We start from the raw sequence: 20,316 nt of genomic DNA, 5'->3' as shown, positions 1-20,316 counted from the left end.
GTTTAAGGTCGGGCGCTATAGGCTCAACCGATCAAACTGCGTTCAGCAACAGACCACCGGCCAAGAAAACCACCGCGCAACCGGCCAATACCTCAAGCGTGGCAACCATTACGGCCATCTTGGGCGACCCGCTGAGGCTGGCCAACATGCCACCGCGCAGCCCGCCGGCAACAAGACCGACAAAGATCGTAACCAAGGCCGTGCCAAACGCCATGGCAAAGGCTCCGGCAATGCCAAGCCCGCCAATGCCCATCTGCCATGTGATGATCAGCACAAACAATGCGCCGGTGCAGGGGCGCAGCGCGATGCCCGCAATCAGAACCACGGCTTCGCGCAGGCTACCAACGTTTTCCACCTGATCCAGTGAGGGACCATGGGCATGTCCGCAGCTTGCGCAATGGTGATTATGCCCCTGATGGTCGTGTGTATGGTGATGGTCATCCGCGTGCGCATGGGCGTGATCATGGACGTGGGCAACCGCGCGGCGCGCCAACAGTTTACGCAGGCCGCGCCACACCAGCCAAATACCAATCAGCGCAATCGCCCCATAGCTGACCGGGGCCATAATCGCCTCGGTCAGATCGACCATAGTTTGCCGCCCCAGGTTCAACAGCAGAACACCGGCATAGACCAGCACAACGGCGGTCACGGCCTGCCCAAGAGACGCCGCCAGCGCGATCAGCGACAGGCGCACCATCGGCACCTTGCGGGCAAGACCATAACCGCCAATCAGAACCTTGCCGTGGCCCGGCCCCGCCGCATGGGCAAGCCCGTAAGCAAAACACCCAGTCAAAACGCCGAAAATGGCTGCCGTTTCACCAGACCGGACAAGGCGCAAGGCGCGGGCAATCGCGTTTTGAAACTCGCGCTGTTGGCTGGCAGCCCAAAAACCCAGACGCTCAAAGCCGCCAGTGAACCAGAACCAGCCTAGGGCCAGAACAACCGCGCAGGCGGTGATGGTCAGGACATATCGCATGTAACACGTACCGTGGTTGCCATCAGAATGCCGATATCGGGGGTATTTTCGTCAGACATCTCGTCCATCGCAGCCAGTTGCTCACTCAGTTCGAGAATACGCGCTTCCACGTCAGGGACATCGAATGCCTTGGTGCAGGACGGGTTGCCTTCGATCCGCACCGGTAAAGTAATGTCATAAGCACTATAGTAGGTCGGATCATAGGGTTTGATCTCGATCGGAGCGCCAGCCGTTTGTTCCTGCACCACCTGCCGTACATGGGTCGTAGTGATCCGTGCATTTTCATAAACTGCCGTTGCCTGCATCGGAGCCGAAAGCGTCAGCGACTGTCCGTTCTGGGTAATGACAAGATCCCCATTAAACCCTTCCGACCATTGCATATCAAACCCTTGCAAATCAGCCTGTTCCGCCTCGGTCAACACTCCGTCAAAGTCGGGATCAAGCCCGCGATCCTCGGTGATCAGAAGGGAATAGAATTCATCATAAGCCCAAGTAATGCGCACCTCACTCAACCGGCCAGCTTTGTCAAATTGCAGGTCCAAACCGGTATCTACAAAGATGTGCGGATGCGCCGTCAGGGGGGCAGCGGACAACAGGGAAAGGGCAAAGGCGAATGCATGTTTCATAATGTCTCTGAGATAGGACATTACGCCCAGTGCAACAAGATCACGATCACTGCATCCTGATCTGGACGCTGGCCGATTGTCCGGTGGCATCAATAACCGAGATTCGCGAAAAACCCGTATTTAGCGGGGGCAAATCAATCTGGCGGCGGTTCAGGTCGGTCAGGACGGGCACGCCATTTACCAGAACCGTCAGCGGAAACACGCCAGCGGCGAGTTTGAGTGGCACATTCCCGCCAGTTGCGCGCAGCACCGCCCCCTCTGGCGGAAACCGAACCTCGGGGGCACGCGCCGGTTTGCGGAACATGGCATCGCGGGGCCGGAACCGTTGCAGCGGGGCCGGCAGGGCCGCTGTGCCAAGGATCAAGGTTTCGGGCGGTGGCGCAGACAAGGGCGCGGGGGCTGCCGACAGCCGGCCAAATGCCTCAAACAAAACTGGCGCGGCCAGCGCCCCGCCAAAAGCCCCCGGCACCGGCGTGCCATCAGGCCGGCCCAGCCAGACACCAATCACATGGGCCCCGTCAAACCCGACCGCCCAAGCATCGCGGTGGCCATAAGACGTGCCGGTTTTATAAGCAATGTTCCGGGCATCTGCGGCCCCTTTAGGCGGCGCAATACTGGCAAGGATATGCGACACCTGCCAGGCTGCCGAACGTGAAAAAATCCTGCGCGGCACGGCTTCCTGACCACGCTCCCAGACCAATGGATTTACCACGCCGCCCTGCGCCAACCCGCCGTAAAGCTGCACCAGATCGTTCAGCGTAATACCCACGCCGCCCAATGCCAGCGCCAGACCGGCCTTGCCGGCAAGCTGCGGTTTGGCCCCGCCCTTGCGCATCATGCTCATCAGCCGCGCCGGCCCGAGTTCCTGCATCAACAATACCGGCGGGATGTTCAACGACAGTTGCAACGCTTCGCGTACGGTTACGTCACCGCGGAACTGTCCGTCGAAATTCTGCGGCGCGTAGCGGCCAAAGGCGACCGGGGCATCACGGATCAATGTGTCGGGATGGGCCAGCCCCTGATCAAAGGCCATGGCATAGATGAACGGCTTTAACGTCGATCCGGGAGAGCGTAGAGCGCGCGTCATATCGACAAACCCCAGGGTAGCGCCCGTTCCAGCATAGGTCGGTGATCCGACAGACGCCAGCACCTCACCACTGCGGTGATCCGCGACAACAATCGCGGCGGTGACCCCCGCGTCCTGCCCCCGCACCGCGCGACGGGCGAGGGTCTCCATTTGCGTTTGCAGACGCGCATCAACTGTCAGATCGTGGCGCAGCGCCACAGAGTTCTGCGCAAACAAGTGGTCTGTCAGGTGCGGAGCAAGGCGTACCAAGGATCGCATTTTGTGCGGAACGGCAGCCATGCGGACTTGTTCAGGGGCGGCAACACGCGCCAAGACCCGCGCACGGGCGGTTTTCGCGGCCTGCGGATGGCGATCAGGTCTGCGTGCCTCGGGGGCTTGTGGCAGGGCAACCAGTAAGGCGGCCTCGGCGCTGGTCAGGCGCTGCGGTTCCTTGCCAAACCACGCCAGACTGCCCGCCCGCAGCCCCTCCATTGCCCCGCCAAAAGGCGCGTGCGCAAGGTACAGCGTCAGGATGTCATCCTTGTTCAGCTGCCGCTCAAGCGCCAGCGCCAGCCGGATCTGGCGCAGCTTGCCAGCCCAACGCCCGGTACCGGAGTTTTCCACCAACCGCGCCACCTGCATTGTCAGGGTCGATCCGCCAGAGACAACCCGCCCCGACATCATCGCCTGCCCCGTTGCCCGCAGTAACGCCAGCAGGTCAACGCCGCGATGGTCATAGAACCGTTGGTCTTCATAGGCGATCAGCACCGACAGATAGGCAGGGTCCACCTGATCCAGCCTCAGAGCCAGCCGCACGCGGCCATCCTCAACCGGAAACACCCGCAGCAAAGCACCGTTCCTGTCGCGCATTTCAACCGAGGTTTCGACCAGCACGGGCGGCACCACGGTGGCATCAATCCAGCGATCAAAACCGTCACGCAGGGCCGCTGTCGCCCATAGCGTCAGCACCAATGCAAATGGAACAAACCGGCGGATCATGGCGTGACGGTCATCGATCCGGTTGCTGTATTGGCGCGGTATTCAGCGCGGTACATGTCTTCGACTGTGGCGGCAGGATGATGATAGATGCCCGGCGTCACGGCCCGCACAACATAGGCCAGTTCAAACGGTTTTGCCTGCCGGTGGTTCACGGCCGCGACAAAGCGGTCACTGCGGAATTCGGCGTTTTCGACATCCTTGGTTTCCAACCAATCGAGCGCTGCAATATCGCCACTGCGCAACAGATTGGGGTTGTCGATTTCAAAGCCCGCCGGCAGCGGATCATCAATGATCAACCGTGCGCCGACCTCTTCAAACGGGGTAACCTTCAACACCACAACCAGCCGCGTACCAGAGGCCACTGGCCCGTCCGCCGACACCCCTTCCATGGTGAATATCCGGCGGGTAATCTGGTATCCATAACCACCCGCCTCGGGGGCCACTTCGGGCACACCATAAGCGGTCATCGTGACATCAATGGCATTGTCGCTGATGTTCTCGATCACCGATGTGCCACCGGTGCGCGCACTCAGGCGTTGCACCACGGGGCCACGGGCATCCACGCCATCTACTCTTAGTTTCGCCGCCGCCTCCGGTGCGCTCAAAGCGTGGGCGGCAAGGACAACCTGCGCCGCTTCCTGTGTGGATAGGCGGGCATTACCGGCCTGCAAACCGGCGGTTAACGTAACGGGATCAACCGCCGCGCTTCCGGCTTCGGCGCTAAGCTTTAGCACAGCGGCGGTGTCGCGCAGGGGGGTGCCGAAATCATCCCGCCAGCGCTTGCTCGGGGTTTGCCGGTTCAACATTACACCAGCCTTGCGGAACATCGCATCGGCACGCAACGGATCACCATATGCAGCCAGCGCCGCCCCAAGTTGGGCCAGGGCCAGCGGGGTGGCGAAATCCTCTGCTTTGGTGTCGGCATAATACCGCAGATCGCCCATATGCGCGGCACCGGCCCGCGCCAGAACCAGAAGTGCATAGGCGATGTCTTCGCCTCCCTGATCAAAATCAGGGGCATAGCTGATCCGGTTGCGCAGATTATCCATCGCCAAGGAATAGGCCGTGTCGGGCACCGCGTACCCCTCCGCGCGCGCGCGAAACAGGAAGTCGGTGACATAAGCATCGAGCCAGAACTCACCGGAATGCGCACGCCATACCCCAAAGGCCCCGTTGCTGGACTGGCGGGTCAGGATACGTGCGATGGCCTGTGTAATCCTGTCGTTGATCTGTGCCGGTTTACCCAGTCCTGCCGCCTGTGCCACCGAACTGAGGTACAATAAGGGCATCGCGCCGGAGGTAAGCTGTTCGGTACAGCCATAGGGATAACGGTCAAGCTGTTGCAGCAATCCCGGCACATCGAACCGCGCCAACGGACCGGCGGTTAGTGTGGCCATACCCGTGCCGTCCCGCAGGCCGGCAAAGACATTGCTGTCAAAGGTAAAGCTCTGGCCGGCGGCAAGCGCGAATTGACGGGTCAGCGCCACCTCGGGATCATTATCGCGCACCGGCATGTTCAATACCTTGCGCAGCTCCCTGCCCTCCGGTGTGGTCAGTACAACGGTGATCAAATTATCGCCAATCTCGCGCGCGCTTACCGGCACCTCCAGCCGCGCAGTGGCGTTTTCCTCCAACCGTATCGTGGCAGGCACCGCGCCCAGTGCCACACCGGAATCCGCATGGATTTGCAATGCGGCGTCGCCTGCTGTACCTGACGCATGGACCAGCTCCAGCAACAGGCGGCTGGTGTCGCCGGGCGCAAGGAAACGCGGCAGGGAGGCCGTCACCACAACGGGATCTTTGGCGATGACATCAAAGGTTGCATCCCCCACGCCATCATCGGACCAAGCAACCGCCATCAGCCGGATCGTGCCGTTAAATGCCGGCTTGATGATCTCGACAGTGGCGCGCCCATCAGGGCCAACCACAACAGGTCCCGAAAAGAACGCCATCAGCTTTTCCGTCGGCGGCGGCGATTGCACCTGCACGCTGGCCGCCGCATCGCCACCAGAGCGGACCGTGCCCAAGGCACCGTTCATCCCGTCGATCAGGCGGCCATAGATATCGCGCAACTCAACCCCCAGCCGGCGCTGTCCGAAATAGTGGTCCGTGGGATCAGGAGCGGTGAACCCCGTCAGGTTCACAATGCCCAGATCAACAGCCGCAAGCGTGACAAAGGCGGTCTGCCCCTCGGCAACGCCATCAACCAAAACACTGGCTGTCATGGTGCCCGCCTGTCCGTCAACCTGCGCCGGTGCTTCAAAGCTGACGTTCAGTTTCTTGTCGGCGGGGGCAACTGCGGCATGAACCAGCCCCAACTGGCGCGACGGGTTCACCCCTGCCGCAACATCCATGCCACGCAAAACGGAGGCGGTGACATAGGCACCCGTCCCCCAATCTGCCCCGACGGTCAAACGCACCGTATTCTCACCCGCGACAACCGGCACCACCCGGCGTTCGATCACGCGGTTTGACAACACGCTGATCATTGCCACCCCGTCCCCTTCGGCCACAAGACGCAGGCTGGCTGTATCGCCGGTGTCATAGGTTTCGGCATCCAGAGACAGGGTCAAACGGTCGGGCGTATCTGATGCGCCGTTGCTGCCATACCACCCCGAGGCGAATTCAACAGAGGCCGCAGCATAGGGGCCGCCGGTGCGTTCAACCAACAGTTCATAGCCCCCCCACTCCGTCGGGACCGTCACCCGTGCCGGGGCATCGCCCAGTGGCACTTCCCCCGTCGCAACACGAATACGCCGCGTTACCGGCTCCCACTCCCAATTCCCGTAAAGCTGATACCACTGATACCGGGTTTCGACCTTGTTCACGGTCCAGCGCACCGGCACTTGCGCCGCGCTGCCGTCGGGATTTACCGCAATCAGATCAAAGGCGGCTTGCCCCCCTTCAGGCAGTACATCCTCAAATGCCGGTTTGATCCCGATCATCACACCCGCCGGCGTGACCGGTATGTTCACGCGGCGCTCAACTGGGCGGCCAGACCCTTCGGCAACGCGCAGGGTAACCGCAGCGCTCAATGGGATTTGCGGGGTCTCGTCGAGCTTTGGCAGTTGCAGCGACAAAGTGGCATCCCCGGCGGCATCTGTCATGGTTCTGTCAATAGCACGGGTACGGGTGCGAAACGCGCTGTCATAGCGCCCGAACATATACCCCTCCCAGCCAGCAACCCGGCGTGTCGGAGTTAGGCGCACGTCGCCCTCTACCTCAAGGTGCGCGCCCGCTGCACCAAACAAATAGCGCACATCAACGCCCAGTGGCAGGGTCTGAGCAACCCGCAAAGGCGCGTCCGGCAGGGTAACGTCAAAATCGATACGTTCAGGCAGAAAATCCTCAACCAGTACGGTTTGGCTGGCCAACGGCGGCCCATCCAGATCGCTCAGGATGTCCACACGCCATGCCCCGCGTGGTACTTGCGCCTCCAAAGGCAGGGCAAAGACATGGCCGCCCGCCTTGCTGTTGGTACTGGACTGGCGGCTGTATTCCACACCATCGGGACGTTTCAGCAATGCCGTGACGGGCAACCCCTGAAGGGCGCGGGCCTGTCCGTCACGGGTCAGCGCCGTCACATAGATTGTTTCACCAACCCGGTAAGCCCCGCGATCGGTTGTCAGAAAGGTGTCGATCGGTGGCGCGGGCGGGTGGCCTTCGACCCCTCTGTCGGACAGGTCAAATGCCGGATCTGTCAGCGGCAGAAAGGCCACATCGGTGGCGCCCTCCTCCGCCATCAGAAGGGCAGGCCGCGCGGCACCCGTGCCGCGGCTCAGCCCAGCCGGAAATTGCGCGAACCCGTCAGCGTCGGTCACGGCTTCGCCAAGCACCGCATTGGCACGGCTGATAAGACTGACCCTGATGCCTGCACCTGCTGACGCATCGGACAGCCGCCGCAACGCGACCTGCATACCATCAGTGCCCTGCCATGTCGTAACCCCCAGATCGGACAGCACAAACCATTGCATCGCCGCTGGATTCTCATACCTGTCCTGCCCCGGCACAGCCGCGCTTAGCGTGTAGATGCCCGCCGGCTGACCCACGAGCGCCTCTGCAAGAGGCAGGCGGGTGGTCATGTCGACATTCAGTTCGTTTTGCACCTCTGCCGTCCCGGTCCAGACCTCTTGTGCGAGATCGGTGGAGAACCGATCATCCTCATCCGCACCAAGAGGACGCCCGAAATAACTTTCGCGGATCGCACGCACCAGATTGCGGTCGCTGACACGACGCAGGGACAGATCAAGCGTTGTGGCATTCACTGTTTCAACCGGCAAGGCCGCATCAGCACTGCGCGGCAGCACATAGGCACGCCCCGCGAAACGCACCGCAGCGGCCCGGTCGCGCACATAAAGTTGCAATGTTGTATCTCTGTGCAGCACCTCGCCACTGGCAGCAGGCAGGCCAACACGCAGGGTCACGGTATAACGCGCGCCATGCTCCACGCCATCAATGCACAGTTGGTTATCCTCGGCCTGCACGACCAAGCCGCGCCCTTCGACCCGCACAAATGGTTCGTAATCCACCCCCGCCGGCACAAGCCGTTCGGAAAACTCGGCACAGATGCGCGGCGCAGCGGCATTGTTGTCAACACGGTGATCGGTCACGCGAAACCCGTATTTTCCGATCGCCTCAGTCAGCGCCACTTTCAAATCGTCGCGCGGGGTGATGTCCAGCGCAAGACGCAGTGCCGGTATCATGTCGCGGCCGCGGTTGCCCGCCTCAAGCGCCTGCGCCATCACCCGCAAGGATTCGACACGCAGCGCCGGTTGCTCTGCCCGCAGAAACCCATTGATCGCCGCTTGCAATGCCGCCTGACGCAGCTTGCGTCGCTCGGCGTTTGTCCCTGAGCCTGCATGGGCAAGCGCTTTGCGCGCATAGGCCGTCCACATCTCAGCACGGTCCGAAAGTGCTGCCGCCTTGCTGGCCCAACGGTACGCCACCGCCCCCTCGCCCGCCTGTTCAGCGCCGCGCAGCGCAGCCGTCAATTCGTCCAGTGTTTCACCGCTAAAGCTGTAGCTGGCCGCATTCGACGCAACCCGCGCACGGGCGGCATTAAAGTCATCCTCTGTCAGGAACACCAATTCTTTCTGACGTTCTGCGCCCCTTGCCAGTACCTGCGGATCGGTAGCGACCTTTTGTGCCGACACCGCGCCAGCATAGGGTTGGCGTTTGCGGATTGCGGATTTGGGGAAACAGGCATTGTTGCGGGTATTAAACGTATAGGCGACACAGGCCTCCTGTGCAGAGCAGGCGCGGGCACAAGCCGCTTGGGTGGTGTCAAAGAGGTTGGTCAGGTCCTCGCCGTAGAAATCCATGTCACGGGATTGCAGATACCGGTGGTCGGGGATGGCCCCTTGCGCGGCGACATGCCCCGCCAGCAGAGCTGAAAACACCCACGCCAATCCAGCAGCCCAAACACTCCGCATGACAAATCTCCTTGGTTGTAATGCCCTCAGCCTGACACGCTGATGGGGGCACGGGCAAGGCTTGGCTGGTCGGTTTAAGGCGATGTTCACCGGTTTACGCCAATCTACGCCCAACGAAGGGTCCAATCGGAGCGCGGATGAGCCTTGCGAACAAACTGACCGAGGAACGGCGCAACCGGCTTGCTGCCGAGCGTATGCTCGAGCTGAAAAAGGCCGAACTCTTTGCCGCAAATCGGAAACTGGGCAAACACGCGCAGCAGTTAAGCGAAGAGATTGTCGAAACACGTGCGCAGGTGGCCACGATCCGGGGCGAAAACCAGCGTGTCAAATCGGACCTGAATGTCGCCAACGAAAAGATTGCCATTGCAGAGCGGCGGCTGTGGCATTCGATTGAAACCATCAACGACGGCTTTGCGTTCTTTAATCCCGACAACGAAATGATCATGGCAAACCGGGCCTATCTGGCGATCTTCGACGGGCTTGAAAGCATCTGTCCGGGGGTGAATTACGTGACCATCCTTCAGGTTCTGACGGATGAGGGCATCGTGAACACCGGCACCCTGTCGACCGCAGACTGGCGGCGGATGATGGCCGACAGGATCCAGCAACGCGACCCGGAACCGATTGTGATCCAGCTGTGGAACGGGCATTTCATCAAACTGGTTGATCAGCGCGGGCCAGAGGGGGACATGGTTTCGCTGGGCCTCGATATTACCGCAACCGTGCAATACGAGGAACAGTTGAAAGAGGCGCGCTCGGTCGCGGAAAGTGCCAGCCGCGCGAAATCCGCCTTCCTTGCGAATATGAGCCATGAAATCCGGACGCCGATGAATGGTGTGATCGGCATGGCCGACCTGCTGACCGACAGCGATCTGGATGAAGAACAAAAGCTGTATGTCGAGACTATCAAAAACTCTGGCGAGGCCCTGCTGGTCATTATCAACGACGTACTGGATTACTCCAAGATCGAGGCGCAGAAGCTGGAGCTTCATCCACAACCGTTTGATCTGGAACGGGCCATTGTCGAGGTTCTGATGCTGTTGCAAACCTCTGCTCAGGACAAGGGGCTGCCGCTGTTGCTGGATTATGATCTGTTCCTGCCAACCGTGATGGTGGGCGATCCGGGGCGGGTGCGGCAGGTGATGACAAACCTGATTGGCAATGCCATCAAGTTTACCACCCAAGGACATGTATTGATCCGCGTGACCGGTGTTCCCGATCTGGCGCGGGACGCGCTTTCGCTGCGTATCGTGGTTGAGGATACGGGTATCGGCATTCCCGAAGATATGGTCGCCCACATCTTTGGCGAATTCAATCAGGTCGAAAATGAACGTAACCGGCAATTCGATGGTACCGGCCTTGGCCTTGCGATTTCACAACGATTGGTCGCGATGATGGGGGGCGAAATCTGGGTAACCTCAGAAGAAAACACCGGTTCCTGTTTCGGCTTCAATGTGGAAATGGGCCTGACCGAAGAAGGCACACTCCCTGAATGGTCCCCTCCCGAAGGCCTGCACCAGGCCATGATTGTCGATGATATCGACGTTAACCGCGCCATTTTGAACCGCCAGTTGACGCAGCTGGGAATCAAGGTCGTGGCCTGTGGCACGGTCGCGCAGGCCTGCGCGCGGTTTGACGACCAGATGGATTTGCTGTTCGTCCATCAGGACAGTGCGCCGGCGCTTCTGGCGCATTTAGAGCAACTGGGTAAAACCCTGCCGGTCATTGTCCTGCACACGCACCCCGGCAAGGCACTTGAAGGATTTGATGCAAGGGTGAACGACATTCTGCTGCATCCACCTACGCGCCAGAACCTATTTCAAGCACTCGACGCGCTGACCTTTGAAGGCCCCGCCACGACCACCCCCGCACCAAAGCGAAAGATGCGTATCCTTGCCGCCGAAGACAACAAGACCAACCAGTTGGTGTTTCGCAAAATGGTCAAGGCGCTGAACCTTGATCTAACCTTTGCCGGCAATGGCGAAGAGGCTCTGCATCTGTTTCAGGAAATCGCACCGGACCTCGTGTTCATGGACATTTCCATGCCCAAGATGGACGGCAAGGAAGCGACCAGCGCCATCCGCGCGCGCGAAACCGGCACGCGCACGCCGATCATTGCCCTAACCGCCCATGCGATGGACGGGGATGATGCGGGCATATTGGCCGCCGGACTTGATAAATACCTAACCAAACCCCTGCGCAAACCACTGATCATGCAGGAAATCGAGGCGGCCCATGGGGGCAGGTTTGCCCCCCTACAGCTGGATCAGGATGACGGGTAGTCGCGCAGGAACACCGGTTTCTGGGGTGTTGAGAGGTCCGCCTGATAGGCATAGCCGCCAATGTCGAAGTCCTTGATCGCCTCGGCATCCGTCAGCCGCTTCTGGATGACAAACCGCGCCATGGCACCGCGCGCCTTTTTGGCGAAAAAGCTGACAATCTTGGGGCCTTTTCCGTCGCCTTTGTCTTCCATAAACTGGGGCGTGATGATCCGCAGCTTCAACGCCTTAGGGGCAACCGCGCCAAAATATTCCTGACTGGCACAGTTGATCAACACATCGCTGCCAACCGCCGCCCCTTGCGCGTTCAGCGCTCTGGACAGGGTGTCACCCCAATAGTCATAAAGGTTGGCTCCGCGCCGCGTCTTTAACTTGCTACCCATTTCAAGCCGATAGGGTTGGATCGCATCCAATGGGCGCAACACGCCATAAAGCCCCGACAATATGCGCAGATGCTCCTGCGCCCAAGCCAGTTCCTCCGAATCCAGACTGCCGGCTTCCAAGCCCTGATAGGTATCGCCGGCAAAAGCCAGAGCGGCGGGGCGGGTCACATCCGGTGCCGGCGCGGCTTCAAATGCCTGAAACCGGTCGCGGTTCAGCCGTGCAAGGTCATCACTCAGATGCATCAGGTCTTTCAACTTGCCCAGTGTCAGGTTGCGGGCCGTGGTTGCCAACCGCACAGCGTCCTCCTGAAAATCAGGTTGTGTCACATCCACATCCCGCACGTCCCAGTCCAGCCTTTTGGCGGGTGAAATCACAACCAGCATTTTGGTCCCCTTTTTGCGTTGCTCCAGAGATAGCGTGGTGACGCCTGATCACAAGGGGGGATCAGCCCGCCTCGCGCAGCACATCCAGAAAGGCGGTGCCGAACCGGGTTGCGCGCCGTTCGCCGAGCAGACGTTCAATGGCGCTTTCGTCCGGATTACGCAGCTGTGCCACTTTGGCCAGCAAGGAGGCCGAACAGCTTAGCGGTTTGTCAGCGCCCCCTGCACCGCGTGTCAGATCGGCCTGCACCTGCAACAGCTGGTCATAGACATTGCCGGCCTCGCGCCCCGCCAGTTTGCGCCGTGTCGGATGCATACCCGCCGCTTCACCGTTGATCACCTCCAGAAAGGCCAGACCGTAGGTATCCAGCTTTTTCGCCCCAATGCCGCCAATCCCCGCCATCCCGTCCAGATCACGTGGCCGCTTTTCAGCCATTTCGATCAGGGTGCGGTCGGTGAAGATGATATAGGCCGGCACCCGCGCAGCTTCGGCCAGCCCCCGCCGCTTTGCCTTCAGTGCGGACAACAACGGTGCGTCTTCCTCGCTGACCATCTGTTTCACAGCCGGGCGGCGGCTGGCCCCTGCGGTCTTGATGGAATCGCGGCGCAGCTTGATTTTCGCCTCGTCGCGCAGGATCGGCAGGGCCGCATCTGTCATGCGTAATGCACCGTGGCGTTCGGGGTCGGGGCGGATCAGGTCATGGCCCATCATCTGGCGGAACACCGCCTGCCATTGCCGACGGTCGTATTCGCCACCCACACCAAAGGTCGGCAGAGTGGCGTGGCCGCGCGCCTTGACCTTGTCGGTTTCAACACCCAGCAGGATATCAATCAGATGGCCCGCGCCAAACCACTCTTCGGTGCGCAGGATCGCCGACAGCGCCTTGCGTACCGCGGTTGTGCCGTCAAATACATCCGCTGGTGTATCGCAGAGATCGCAACGGCCGCAGGTAATTTTGGTTTCGTCAAAGTAGCCAAGCAAGGTTTTGCGCCGGCATTCCAACGCCTCAGCCAGCCCCAGAAGTGCGTTCAGGCGGGCGTGATCTGCCGCGCGCCGTTCAGGCGGTGCCAACCCTTCGTCAATCTGGCTGCGGCGCAGGCGGATGTCGTCAGGTCCAAACAACGTCAGCGTCTCGGCAGGGGCGCCGTCGCGTCCTGCCCGACCAATTTCCTGATAATAGGCCTCGATGCTTTTTGGCAGATCAGCATGGGCAACCCAACGGATATCCGGCTTGTCCACGCCCATCCCAAAGGCCACCGTAGCACAGACGATCAGCCCGTCCTCTTGCTGAAACTGGCGTTCCGCAATCCGGCGGTCTTCGGCCTCCATCCCGCCGTGATAATGGATTGCCTTTTGGCCGGCTTCGCGCAGCGCGCGGGCAATGCCTTCGGTCTTGGCGCGGGTGCCGCAATAGACAATGCCGGACTGCCCTTTGCGGGCCGCAGCAAAGTTCAATATCTGATCACGCGGTTTGTTTTTCGCCTGAAACGCCAGGTGGATATTAGGCCGGTCAAATCCGCCCAGAAAGGCCGTCGGATCCAGCCCATCAAACAGCTTTTGAACAATCTCGGCGCGGGTTTCCGCATCTGCGGTGGCGGTAAATGCTGCCAACGGCACGTTCAGGTGCCGGCGCAACTCACCGATACGCAGGTAATCGGGGCGAAAATCATGGCCCCATTGGCTGACGCAATGGGCCTCGTCCACCGCTATCAGATTGACGCCCACACGCTTCAACATGCCGGTGACCGAACCGGCGGCAAGGCGTTCAGGGGCCATATACAACAGTTTGAGCGTGCCCGCCTCAAGCCCCTGCCAAACGGCATCGGTCTCTTCCTCGGTATTGCCAGAGGTCAAGGCCCCCGCCCCGACACCGGCCTCTTGCAAGGATCGAACTTGGTCGCGCATCAGGGCAATCAGCGGCGAAATCACCACCGTTACCCCCTCACGCATCAGGGCAGGCAGTTGGAAACACAGGGATTTACCGCCACCAGTCGGCATGATGGCCAGCACGTTTTCACCAGCCGTTACCGCCTCGACAATCTCTTGCTGGCCGGGACGGAAACCGTCAAATCCGAATACATCACGTAAAAGCGTGGCAGCGCCTGTCATGCGGGAACCCTGTATGATCTTCTGCTCTTTTTTGCAGATTCCCATACTCGCTATGGATGGACAAGCCCAAAGGGCCGGCACCCCTATCACACTTGTCGAAAACCTTGGATCATACAGCCCTGATTGAAATCATAGATTTCAACACCTTGAGTGCTGCCAATAATCTCAGGTTATCATGGCACTGTCCTAGTAGAAGGCCGCCGCGTTGTTTACCAGAATGATCCGCGCCACAGCGACACCGATCAGCAAGGCCAACGGGGCCAGATCAAGCCCGCCCATTTGTGGCAACACAGACCGCAGCCGGCTGTAGATCGGTTCAAGCAGACGGTTCAAGCCATCCCAGATTTGGGCAACTAAGGGCTGGCGCAGGTTCAACACCTGAAAGTTAATCAACCAGGACATGATGACATGCGCAATCACGATGAAATAGATGATGTTAAGCAACAGCATCAGAATTTGGAAAATCGAGGTCATGTCGCGCCCTTCTTGTGAATAATGACGTTCAGTTAAGCCTGCCATCGAAAATCCGCAAGTGCGCGGCAGGGATCAAGGTGAACTGATGGCTTTGCGTGCAGGAAAAACCACGCGCTCTCTTGCGCGCACCCCATGCGCCTGCTCTACCTGAAGGTGGGTCAATCAGGGGCGGGACAATGGCAACAATCACAGCGCGAAAACGCATCTGGGGCTGGTATTTCTTTGACTGGGCCAGCCAACCCTATCACACGGTTCTGAACACCTTCATCTTTGGCCCGTTCTTTGCAGCCATCGCAGCCAGCTATTTTCTGGGGCTTGGCCTTGAGGAAACTGCGGCTGATGCCCGCGCACAGGCAACATGGGCCTGGAGTACCGCAATCTATGGCATCATCATCGCCCTTGCCGCGCCGATCTTTGGTGCGATGGCGGATAGTTCCGGGCGCAAGATGCCGTGGATCATCGGATTTAGCATCATGTACATCGTCGGTGCATCGCTGTTGTGGTTTACGGACCCAGACGCGGGCAACCTGTACTGGATGCTTGCCGCCTTTGGTCTTGGCTTCATCGGCGGGGAATACGCGCTTATTTTCATTAACTCACAGCTGCCCGGTTTGGGAGAACGGGACGAGATCGGCAAAATCTCCGGCTCTGGTTTCGCCTTCGGGTATCTGGGCGGCGTGGTTTGTTTGATTCTGGTCCTTGGATTTGTAGTTGAACAGGGCAACGGCAAAACCCTCCTTGGTTTCGACCCCGTCTTTGGTCTGAACCCGGCAGCGCGCGAGGGCACCCGGCTGACCGGCCCGCTGACCGCTTTGTGGTTTGCTGTGTTTATGGTCCCCTATTTCCTCTGGGTCAGAGAGGTGCGTACCAGCCATCTCAAGGCCAGCTTTTCAGCGGCGATAAAAAGCGTGGTTGCTTCGGTAAAGGGTCTTGCACATCGCAAGAGCCTTGGAATCTATCTGGTGTCATCCATGCTTTACCGGGATGGGCTGAACGGGCTTTATACATTTGGCGGGGTCTATGCCAATCTGGTGCTGGATTGGGAGGTTGCGCAAATCGGGGCTTTTGGCGTTGTCGCCGCAATCGGTGCCTCGTTCTTCAGCTTTATTGGCGGCTTTGCCGACCGGCGGTTTGGACCAAAGCCGGTGATCATCGCCGCAATCTGGGTCTTGATTTTTGTCTGCCTCACCATCGTCAACCTGACACCAAACAGCATTTACGGGATCGCACTTGAGGCGGGATCGCACACGCCAGACCTGATATTTATGGTCTGCGGCGTGTTGATTGGCGGGTTTGGCGGTATTCTGCAATCCTCCAGCCGGTCCCTTATGGTGCGCCATTGCACGACAGAAAACGCGACCGAATATTTCGGCCTCTACGGTCTGTCCGGGCGCGCCACGGCGTTTCTTGCGCCGATCCTGATCGGTATCGTTACCACACTTACCGGAAGCGCCCGAATTGGCATTTCTCCGGTCATAATCCTATTCATCTTGGGGCTTATCCTGTTAGCATGGGTGAAACGAGACGGAGATTTTGCCAAATGACCCCTGCCCGCGTTTTGATCTGTGCCGCTCTGGCGGTTGTTCTTGCCTCTTGTGGCGGGGGTGGCCGTGACATCAGCGGGGCCAAACAGGTTTTGCCGACCATCGGGTCCTCTGGTGGTGCCCTCAGCAGGGTGCAGGCGAAAAAGCTGTTCGGGGCGAAATCCTTTGCGTCGTCGCAAAGCCCTGCGGCTTTTGGCAGCTATGCCAAAGGGTGCCTTGCCGGAGGGGTACAATTGCCCGAAACCGGCCCAACATGGCAGGCCATGCGGCTGTCGCGCAATCGCAACTGGGCCCACCCCGAAACCGTTGATATGGTCAAGAAACTGTCGGCGTTCGCCGCAACCCAACCCGGTTGGGAAGGGCTTTATGTCGGGGATATGAGCCAGCCGCGTGGCGGCCCGATGTTGACCGGGCACCGCAGCCATCAGATCGGGCTGGATGCCGATATCTGGATGCTGCCGCCCAAATCGCTGGGCCTTAGTCGTAAACAGCGCGAGAACATTTCGTCCATTTCCATGCGCCGCTCCAGAGGGGCCTATGTAAACAGCTCGTGGACACGCGCACATCACAACATCCTCAAGGCCGCCGCCAAAGACCCACGTACCGCGCGTATTTTCGTCTTTCCCGGTGCCAAGGTACAGATGTGCAAGGATGAAAGGGGCGACCGCAGCTATCTGCGGAAAATCCGGCCATGGTACGGCCACCACTATCATTTCCATGTCCGCCTGAACTGTCCCAAGGGTGTGAGGGGATGTGTGAACCAAAACCCACCCCCCGCCGGTGATGGTTGTGCAGATGCACGTCAGTGGCAGGCCAACATCCTGAACCCGCCGAAACCAAAACCGAAAGACCCTAACGCCAAACCCAAGCCGCCCCGCCGCGAACTGGTGCTGGCGGACCTGCCGGCACAGTGCAAGGCGGTTCTGGGCAACTGAGACGCCTCGTTTGTGCTTTGATGGTGGTGCTATGGGGCACCACCTTGCCCGCCCGCGCGGAGCCTTCCCTGCGTCTGGTATCCACAGTCACATGGGAATGGGATGCCGCATGGTTTGGCGGGTTCTCTGGTCTGGAGTTGTCGCAAGATGGCAGTTTTATGACCATCCTGTCAGACCGCGGCACATTGGCGGAGGTGGCGCTGATCCGCGACACCGATGTCTTGCAAGCCCTGTCGCCCCTGTCCCACAGTGAAATGTTCGATGCACAGGGCAGCCCCCTGAAATCCCGTTTCCGTGATATTGAAGGGTTGGCCATTGCCCTCGATGGCAGCGTCTATATCTCTTTTGAACTGGAACACCGGGTCGCGCGTCTAAACACTGAAACCGGTGTCACCATTGACCTGCCACGCCATCCCGACTTTGCGAGACAGGCCAAGAACACCGGCTTGGAAGCCCTCGCAATCCACCCCGATGGCAGGCTGTTCACCATTTCCGAGGCAGCGGCGGATGCTACTGGGACAACACCACTCTATGTCTTTGACAAAGACCGCTGGCAGATCACCCACCGCGTGCCTTTGCCCGGTCCTTTCCGACCTGTAGGTGCCGATTTCGATGACCAAGGCCGACTGTACCTTTTGGAGCGCGCAGTGACCCCTTTAGGGTTTCGCAACCGGATCAGACGTCTGGATCTGAACACAGCCCCCATCAGGGCCGAGGTTCTTCTGACCACGTTTCCGGCCCGTTTTGACAACCTTGAGGCGCTCAGCGTTTGGCAGGACAAATCCGGTGCCACGCGGCTGACCCTGATCTCGGATGACAACTTTTTCCCGCTACAGACTACACAGATCGTTGAGTTCGCCGTTTCGGAATGACTTGCCTTGCCGCTGACAAAGGCCTAAAGCGCCCCAGTCTGCGATACCCGCAGGCCAAGTCGCCGCACCCTTGCAAAAAACGGTTTTATATTATGACACGTAGTACTCTCCCCGGCATCATTGCCATGGCCGCCATTGTCGTGGCCTCGAATATCCTTGTTCAATTTCTGTACGGTCAATGGCTGACCTATGGCGCATTCACCTACCCGCTGGCCTTTCTGGTCACCGATGTGATGAACCGCGTCTATGGCACCGCCGCCGCACGGCGCGTGGTCCTTGTTGGCTTTGGCGTCGGGCTGGTCTGTTCGCTTATCGGGACGCAGATCATGGGCGAATTTGGCCCCCTGGTCACGGTACGGATCGCCATCGCGTCTGGTCTCGCTTTCCTTATCGCCCAGTTGCTGGATGTGTCGATCTTCGCGGCCCTGCGCAGTGGCGCATGGTGGCGGGCACCCTTGCTTAGCACGCTGATCGGGGGCACGCTGGATACCGCTCTGTTCTTCTCTGTCGCCTTCTCCGGTGCGTTCAGCTTTATCCATCCTGCAACGGATGTCAGCTGGGCCTCGGAAATGTTGCCGATCCTTGGCAGTGGACCTGTTGCACCGCTTTGGGTGTCGCTGGCAGTGGCGGATTGGGCCGTGAAACTAGGAATCGCCTTGCTGGCTCTGATCCCCTTCCGCGTCTTGACATCACGCATGTTGCGCGCCGGTTAATCCCACGGGTAACGACAAATAGATCAAAAAAGTTCTTTGTGTTTTGAAAAACCTGTGCAACGATTCAGGTGAGTTCAACAAATGTAAAGGAGGTGATCTAGTGTCAAGAAAGGTACTGGAGCGAGGTGTCGGAACAGCTTGGGAGGTATCCCGTTAGGGCAGCCCCTGACGGTTGAACAGCCTGAGTGGATTTCGGTCTAACCGATCCCCTCCTTAAGCCATTCATTTGGGCCGCTCCGGTATACGGGGCGGCCCATTTCGTTTTCCGGGCCTCGCCTAATTTTGATGCCCGATGCCACGGCGTTTTGACCTTCGCCGCACAGAATGCAACAAAGGCCGCATGTTACGCATCAACGACACCATCAGCATTCAGGACTGGGAACTTTCCGAACAATTTGTCCGCGCTTCCGGCCCCGGCGGGCAGAACGTGAACAAAGTGTCTTCGGCGGTTGAGCTGCGGTTCGAGGCCGCGACCTCACCCTCCTTGCCCGCCCCCGTGAAAACAAGGCTGCGTCGCTTGGCCGGACGGCGCTGGACCAACGAGGGTGCATTGGTGATCCAATGTGACGAGACCCGCAGTCAGGCCCGCAACCGCGATATCGCACGGGACCGGTTGGTGGCCTTGATCACGCAAGCGCTGACCCCGCCGAAACGGCGGATCGCCACGCGCCCGACGCTAGGGTCAAAGAAACGCCGGTTAAAGGCCAAGAAGGTACGCGGCGACGTCAAAGCAATGCGCGGCAAGGTTGACCCCGACGGGTGAGCCCCTGCGCCGCGCCGTCCCTCAGACCTTGCGCAAGATATAGATGTCCATGATCCAGCCATGGTTCGCACGTGCCTCTGCCCGCATTTGAATGATCCGGTCGCCAACCTCGGCCAAAGCCCCTTCACAGATGATCTGTTCTTTCATGCCAACATATCCGCCCCACCAGATATGCACCCCCTCCGGCGGCAGGGTCTGGAATGCGCAGGTGCCGTCCAGCATGATCGCCAGCGTGTCCACACCTGCCGGCCAGCCCTCATCGCGCAACCGCCGGCCCGTTGTGACCACAAAGGGGGCGCCGATATCATTGATCGGGATCGCATGGGCTGCGGTCAGCGCCTGCAAGGATGTGATGCCCGGAATCACCGTTATCTGCGGGGCAGGATCAAGTCGCGCAGCAATCCGCAAGGTGCTGTCATAAAGCGATGGATCGCCCCAGACCAACAGCGCCACATTGCCCGTTGCGCCAGCCCCCATAGCCTCGGTCCAAGCCCGTGCAATTGCATCATGCCAATCGTCCACCCGTTGGCGGTAATCCGGCGTTGCCTCGTCACGCACCGGCAGATCGAATTCCACAATGCGGGTGCTGGTGTTGGTCAGAACCGCGTCGCAAATCGCGCGGCGCAGCTCTGCCAAATCGGCCTTGCCCTTCCCTTTGCGCGGGATCAAGATCATGTCTTGCGCGTTGATCGCCCGCACCGCCTGAAGCGTCAGGTGATCGGGGTTGCCCGTGCCAATACCGATAAGTGTCAATTGCATCAGA

14 protein-coding genes are annotated in these 20,316 nt (G+C 59.7%); 6 read left to right on the top strand and 8 right to left on the bottom strand.

Going from position 1 to position 20,316, the window contains the following annotated elements; translation table 11 throughout:
- Positions 1-31 precede the first annotated feature (31 nt).
- Genes HKX44_RS12450 through HKX44_RS12435 form a run of 4 tightly spaced genes read right to left on the bottom strand, consistent with a single transcriptional unit; the run spans position 32 to position 9,099 of the window.
- Positions 32-976 (bottom strand): hypothetical protein, encoded by a 945-nt coding sequence (locus HKX44_RS12450; RefSeq protein ID WP_276151648.1) that lies wholly within the window; start codon positions 974-976, stop codon positions 32-34.
- Positions 961-1,602, bottom strand: a complete 642-nt coding sequence (locus HKX44_RS12445) for a DUF1007 family protein (RefSeq protein WP_276151647.1) — start codon at positions 1,600-1,602, stop codon at positions 961-963. Before HKX44_RS12445 ends, HKX44_RS12450 begins: the two co-directional genes overlap by 16 nt.
- A 46-nt stretch (positions 1,603-1,648) precedes the next feature.
- A complete protein-coding gene (gene pbpC, locus HKX44_RS12440) occupies positions 1,649-3,667 on the bottom strand; it encodes a penicillin-binding protein 1C (protein ID WP_276151646.1) in 2,019 nt (672 codons plus the stop codon).
- Positions 3,664-9,099: an alpha-2-macroglobulin family protein gene (locus HKX44_RS12435; RefSeq protein ID WP_276151645.1), complete on the bottom strand. Its 5,436-nt coding sequence runs from the start codon at positions 9,097-9,099 to the stop codon at positions 3,664-3,666. The genes pbpC and HKX44_RS12435 overlap by 4 nt, the downstream gene beginning before the upstream one ends.
- Before the next feature lie 137 nt (positions 9,100-9,236).
- Between HKX44_RS12435 and HKX44_RS12430 the strand changes: the two genes are divergently transcribed.
- On the top strand, positions 9,237-11,381 hold the full coding sequence (locus tag HKX44_RS12430) for a response regulator (protein WP_276151644.1): 2,145 nt from the start codon (positions 9,237-9,239) through the stop codon (positions 11,379-11,381).
- Here HKX44_RS12430 and yaaA read toward each other — a convergent pair.
- The 3 genes from yaaA to HKX44_RS12415 form a co-directional block, all read right to left on the bottom strand.
- Positions 11,366-12,145, bottom strand: coding sequence for a peroxide stress protein YaaA (yaaA, locus tag HKX44_RS12425; RefSeq protein WP_276151643.1), 780 nt, complete (start codon positions 12,143-12,145; stop codon positions 11,366-11,368). The two genes, HKX44_RS12430 and yaaA, sit on opposite strands and share 16 nt — an antisense overlap.
- A 61-nt stretch (positions 12,146-12,206) precedes the next feature.
- Positions 12,207-14,252 (bottom strand): DNA helicase RecQ, encoded by a 2,046-nt coding sequence (gene recQ, locus HKX44_RS12420; protein ID WP_276151642.1) that lies wholly within the window; start codon positions 14,250-14,252, stop codon positions 12,207-12,209.
- Between the two features lie 186 nt (positions 14,253-14,438).
- Entirely contained in the window at positions 14,439-14,726 is a 288-nt protein-coding gene (locus HKX44_RS12415; RefSeq protein ID WP_276151908.1) for a YggT family protein, read from the bottom strand.
- Between the two features lie 176 nt (positions 14,727-14,902).
- Here HKX44_RS12415 and HKX44_RS12410 point away from each other — a divergent pair, with 176 nt between their 5' ends.
- The 5 genes from HKX44_RS12410 to arfB all read left to right on the top strand — a co-directional run bounded on the left by HKX44_RS12410 (position 14,903) and on the right by arfB (position 19,553).
- Positions 14,903-16,270, top strand: coding sequence for an MFS transporter (locus tag HKX44_RS12410; RefSeq protein ID WP_276151641.1), 1,368 nt, complete (start codon positions 14,903-14,905; stop codon positions 16,268-16,270).
- Positions 16,267-17,205: a penicillin-insensitive murein endopeptidase gene (gene mepA / locus HKX44_RS12405; RefSeq protein ID WP_276151640.1), complete on the top strand. Its 939-nt coding sequence runs from the start codon at positions 16,267-16,269 to the stop codon at positions 17,203-17,205. Before HKX44_RS12410 ends, mepA begins: the two co-directional genes overlap by 4 nt.
- A gap of 20 nt (positions 17,206-17,225) precedes the next feature.
- A complete protein-coding gene (locus HKX44_RS12400; protein WP_276151639.1) occupies positions 17,226-18,077 on the top strand; it encodes an esterase-like activity of phytase family protein in 852 nt (283 codons plus the stop codon).
- 92 nt (positions 18,078-18,169) lie between these two features.
- Positions 18,170-18,790, top strand: a complete 621-nt coding sequence (locus HKX44_RS12395; RefSeq protein WP_276151638.1) for a queuosine precursor transporter — start codon at positions 18,170-18,172, stop codon at positions 18,788-18,790.
- Between the two features lie 340 nt (positions 18,791-19,130).
- A complete protein-coding gene (arfB, locus tag HKX44_RS12390; RefSeq protein WP_276151637.1) occupies positions 19,131-19,553 on the top strand; it encodes an alternative ribosome rescue aminoacyl-tRNA hydrolase ArfB in 423 nt (140 codons plus the stop codon).
- A 21-nt stretch (positions 19,554-19,574) separates the two neighbouring features.
- On the opposite strand, the gene cobF is transcribed toward arfB, so the two are convergent.
- Positions 19,575-20,315: a precorrin-6A synthase (deacetylating) gene (gene cobF, locus HKX44_RS12385; protein ID WP_276151907.1), complete on the bottom strand. Its 741-nt coding sequence runs from the start codon at positions 20,313-20,315 to the stop codon at positions 19,575-19,577.
- Position 20,316 lies beyond the last annotated feature (1 nt).

This window comes from Sulfitobacter sp. M05, from assembly GCF_029285175.1.
Classification (GTDB): domain Bacteria; phylum Pseudomonadota; class Alphaproteobacteria; order Rhodobacterales; family Rhodobacteraceae; genus Sulfitobacter.
The sequence above is the reverse complement of the archived record's forward strand: the minus strand, read 5'-3'. Positions and strand labels throughout refer to the sequence as shown.

Bases quoted from the DNA above. Each gene is read 5' to 3' on its own strand.
- yaaA (WP_276151643.1), bottom strand. From the start codon at position 12,145: ATGCTGGTTGTGATTTCACCCGCCAAAAGGCTGGACTGGGACGTGCGG.
- HKX44_RS12450 (WP_276151648.1), bottom strand. From the start codon at position 976: ATGCGATATGTCCTGACCATCACCGCCTGCGCGGTTGTTCTGGCCCTA.
- recQ (WP_276151642.1), bottom strand. From the start codon at position 14,252: ATGACAGGCGCTGCCACGCTTTTACGTGATGTATTCGGATTTGACGGT.
- mepA (WP_276151640.1), top strand. From the start codon at position 16,267: ATGACCCCTGCCCGCGTTTTGATCTGTGCCGCTCTGGCGGTTGTTCTT.
- HKX44_RS12400 (WP_276151639.1), top strand. From the start codon at position 17,226: ATGGTGGTGCTATGGGGCACCACCTTGCCCGCCCGCGCGGAGCCTTCC.
- HKX44_RS12410 (WP_276151641.1), top strand. From the start codon at position 14,903: ATGGCAACAATCACAGCGCGAAAACGCATCTGGGGCTGGTATTTCTTT.
- HKX44_RS12445 (WP_276151647.1), bottom strand. From the start codon at position 1,602: ATGAAACATGCATTCGCCTTTGCCCTTTCCCTGTTGTCCGCTGCCCCC.
- arfB (WP_276151637.1), top strand. From the start codon at position 19,131: ATGTTACGCATCAACGACACCATCAGCATTCAGGACTGGGAACTTTCC.
- HKX44_RS12430 (WP_276151644.1), top strand. From the start codon at position 9,237: ATGAGCCTTGCGAACAAACTGACCGAGGAACGGCGCAACCGGCTTGCT.
- pbpC (WP_276151646.1), bottom strand. From the start codon at position 3,667: ATGATCCGCCGGTTTGTTCCATTTGCATTGGTGCTGACGCTATGGGCG.
- HKX44_RS12395 (WP_276151638.1), top strand. From the start codon at position 18,170: ATGACACGTAGTACTCTCCCCGGCATCATTGCCATGGCCGCCATTGTC.
- HKX44_RS12435 (WP_276151645.1), bottom strand. From the start codon at position 9,099: ATGCGGAGTGTTTGGGCTGCTGGATTGGCGTGGGTGTTTTCAGCTCTG.
- HKX44_RS12415 (WP_276151908.1), bottom strand. From the start codon at position 14,726: ATGACCTCGATTTTCCAAATTCTGATGCTGTTGCTTAACATCATCTAT.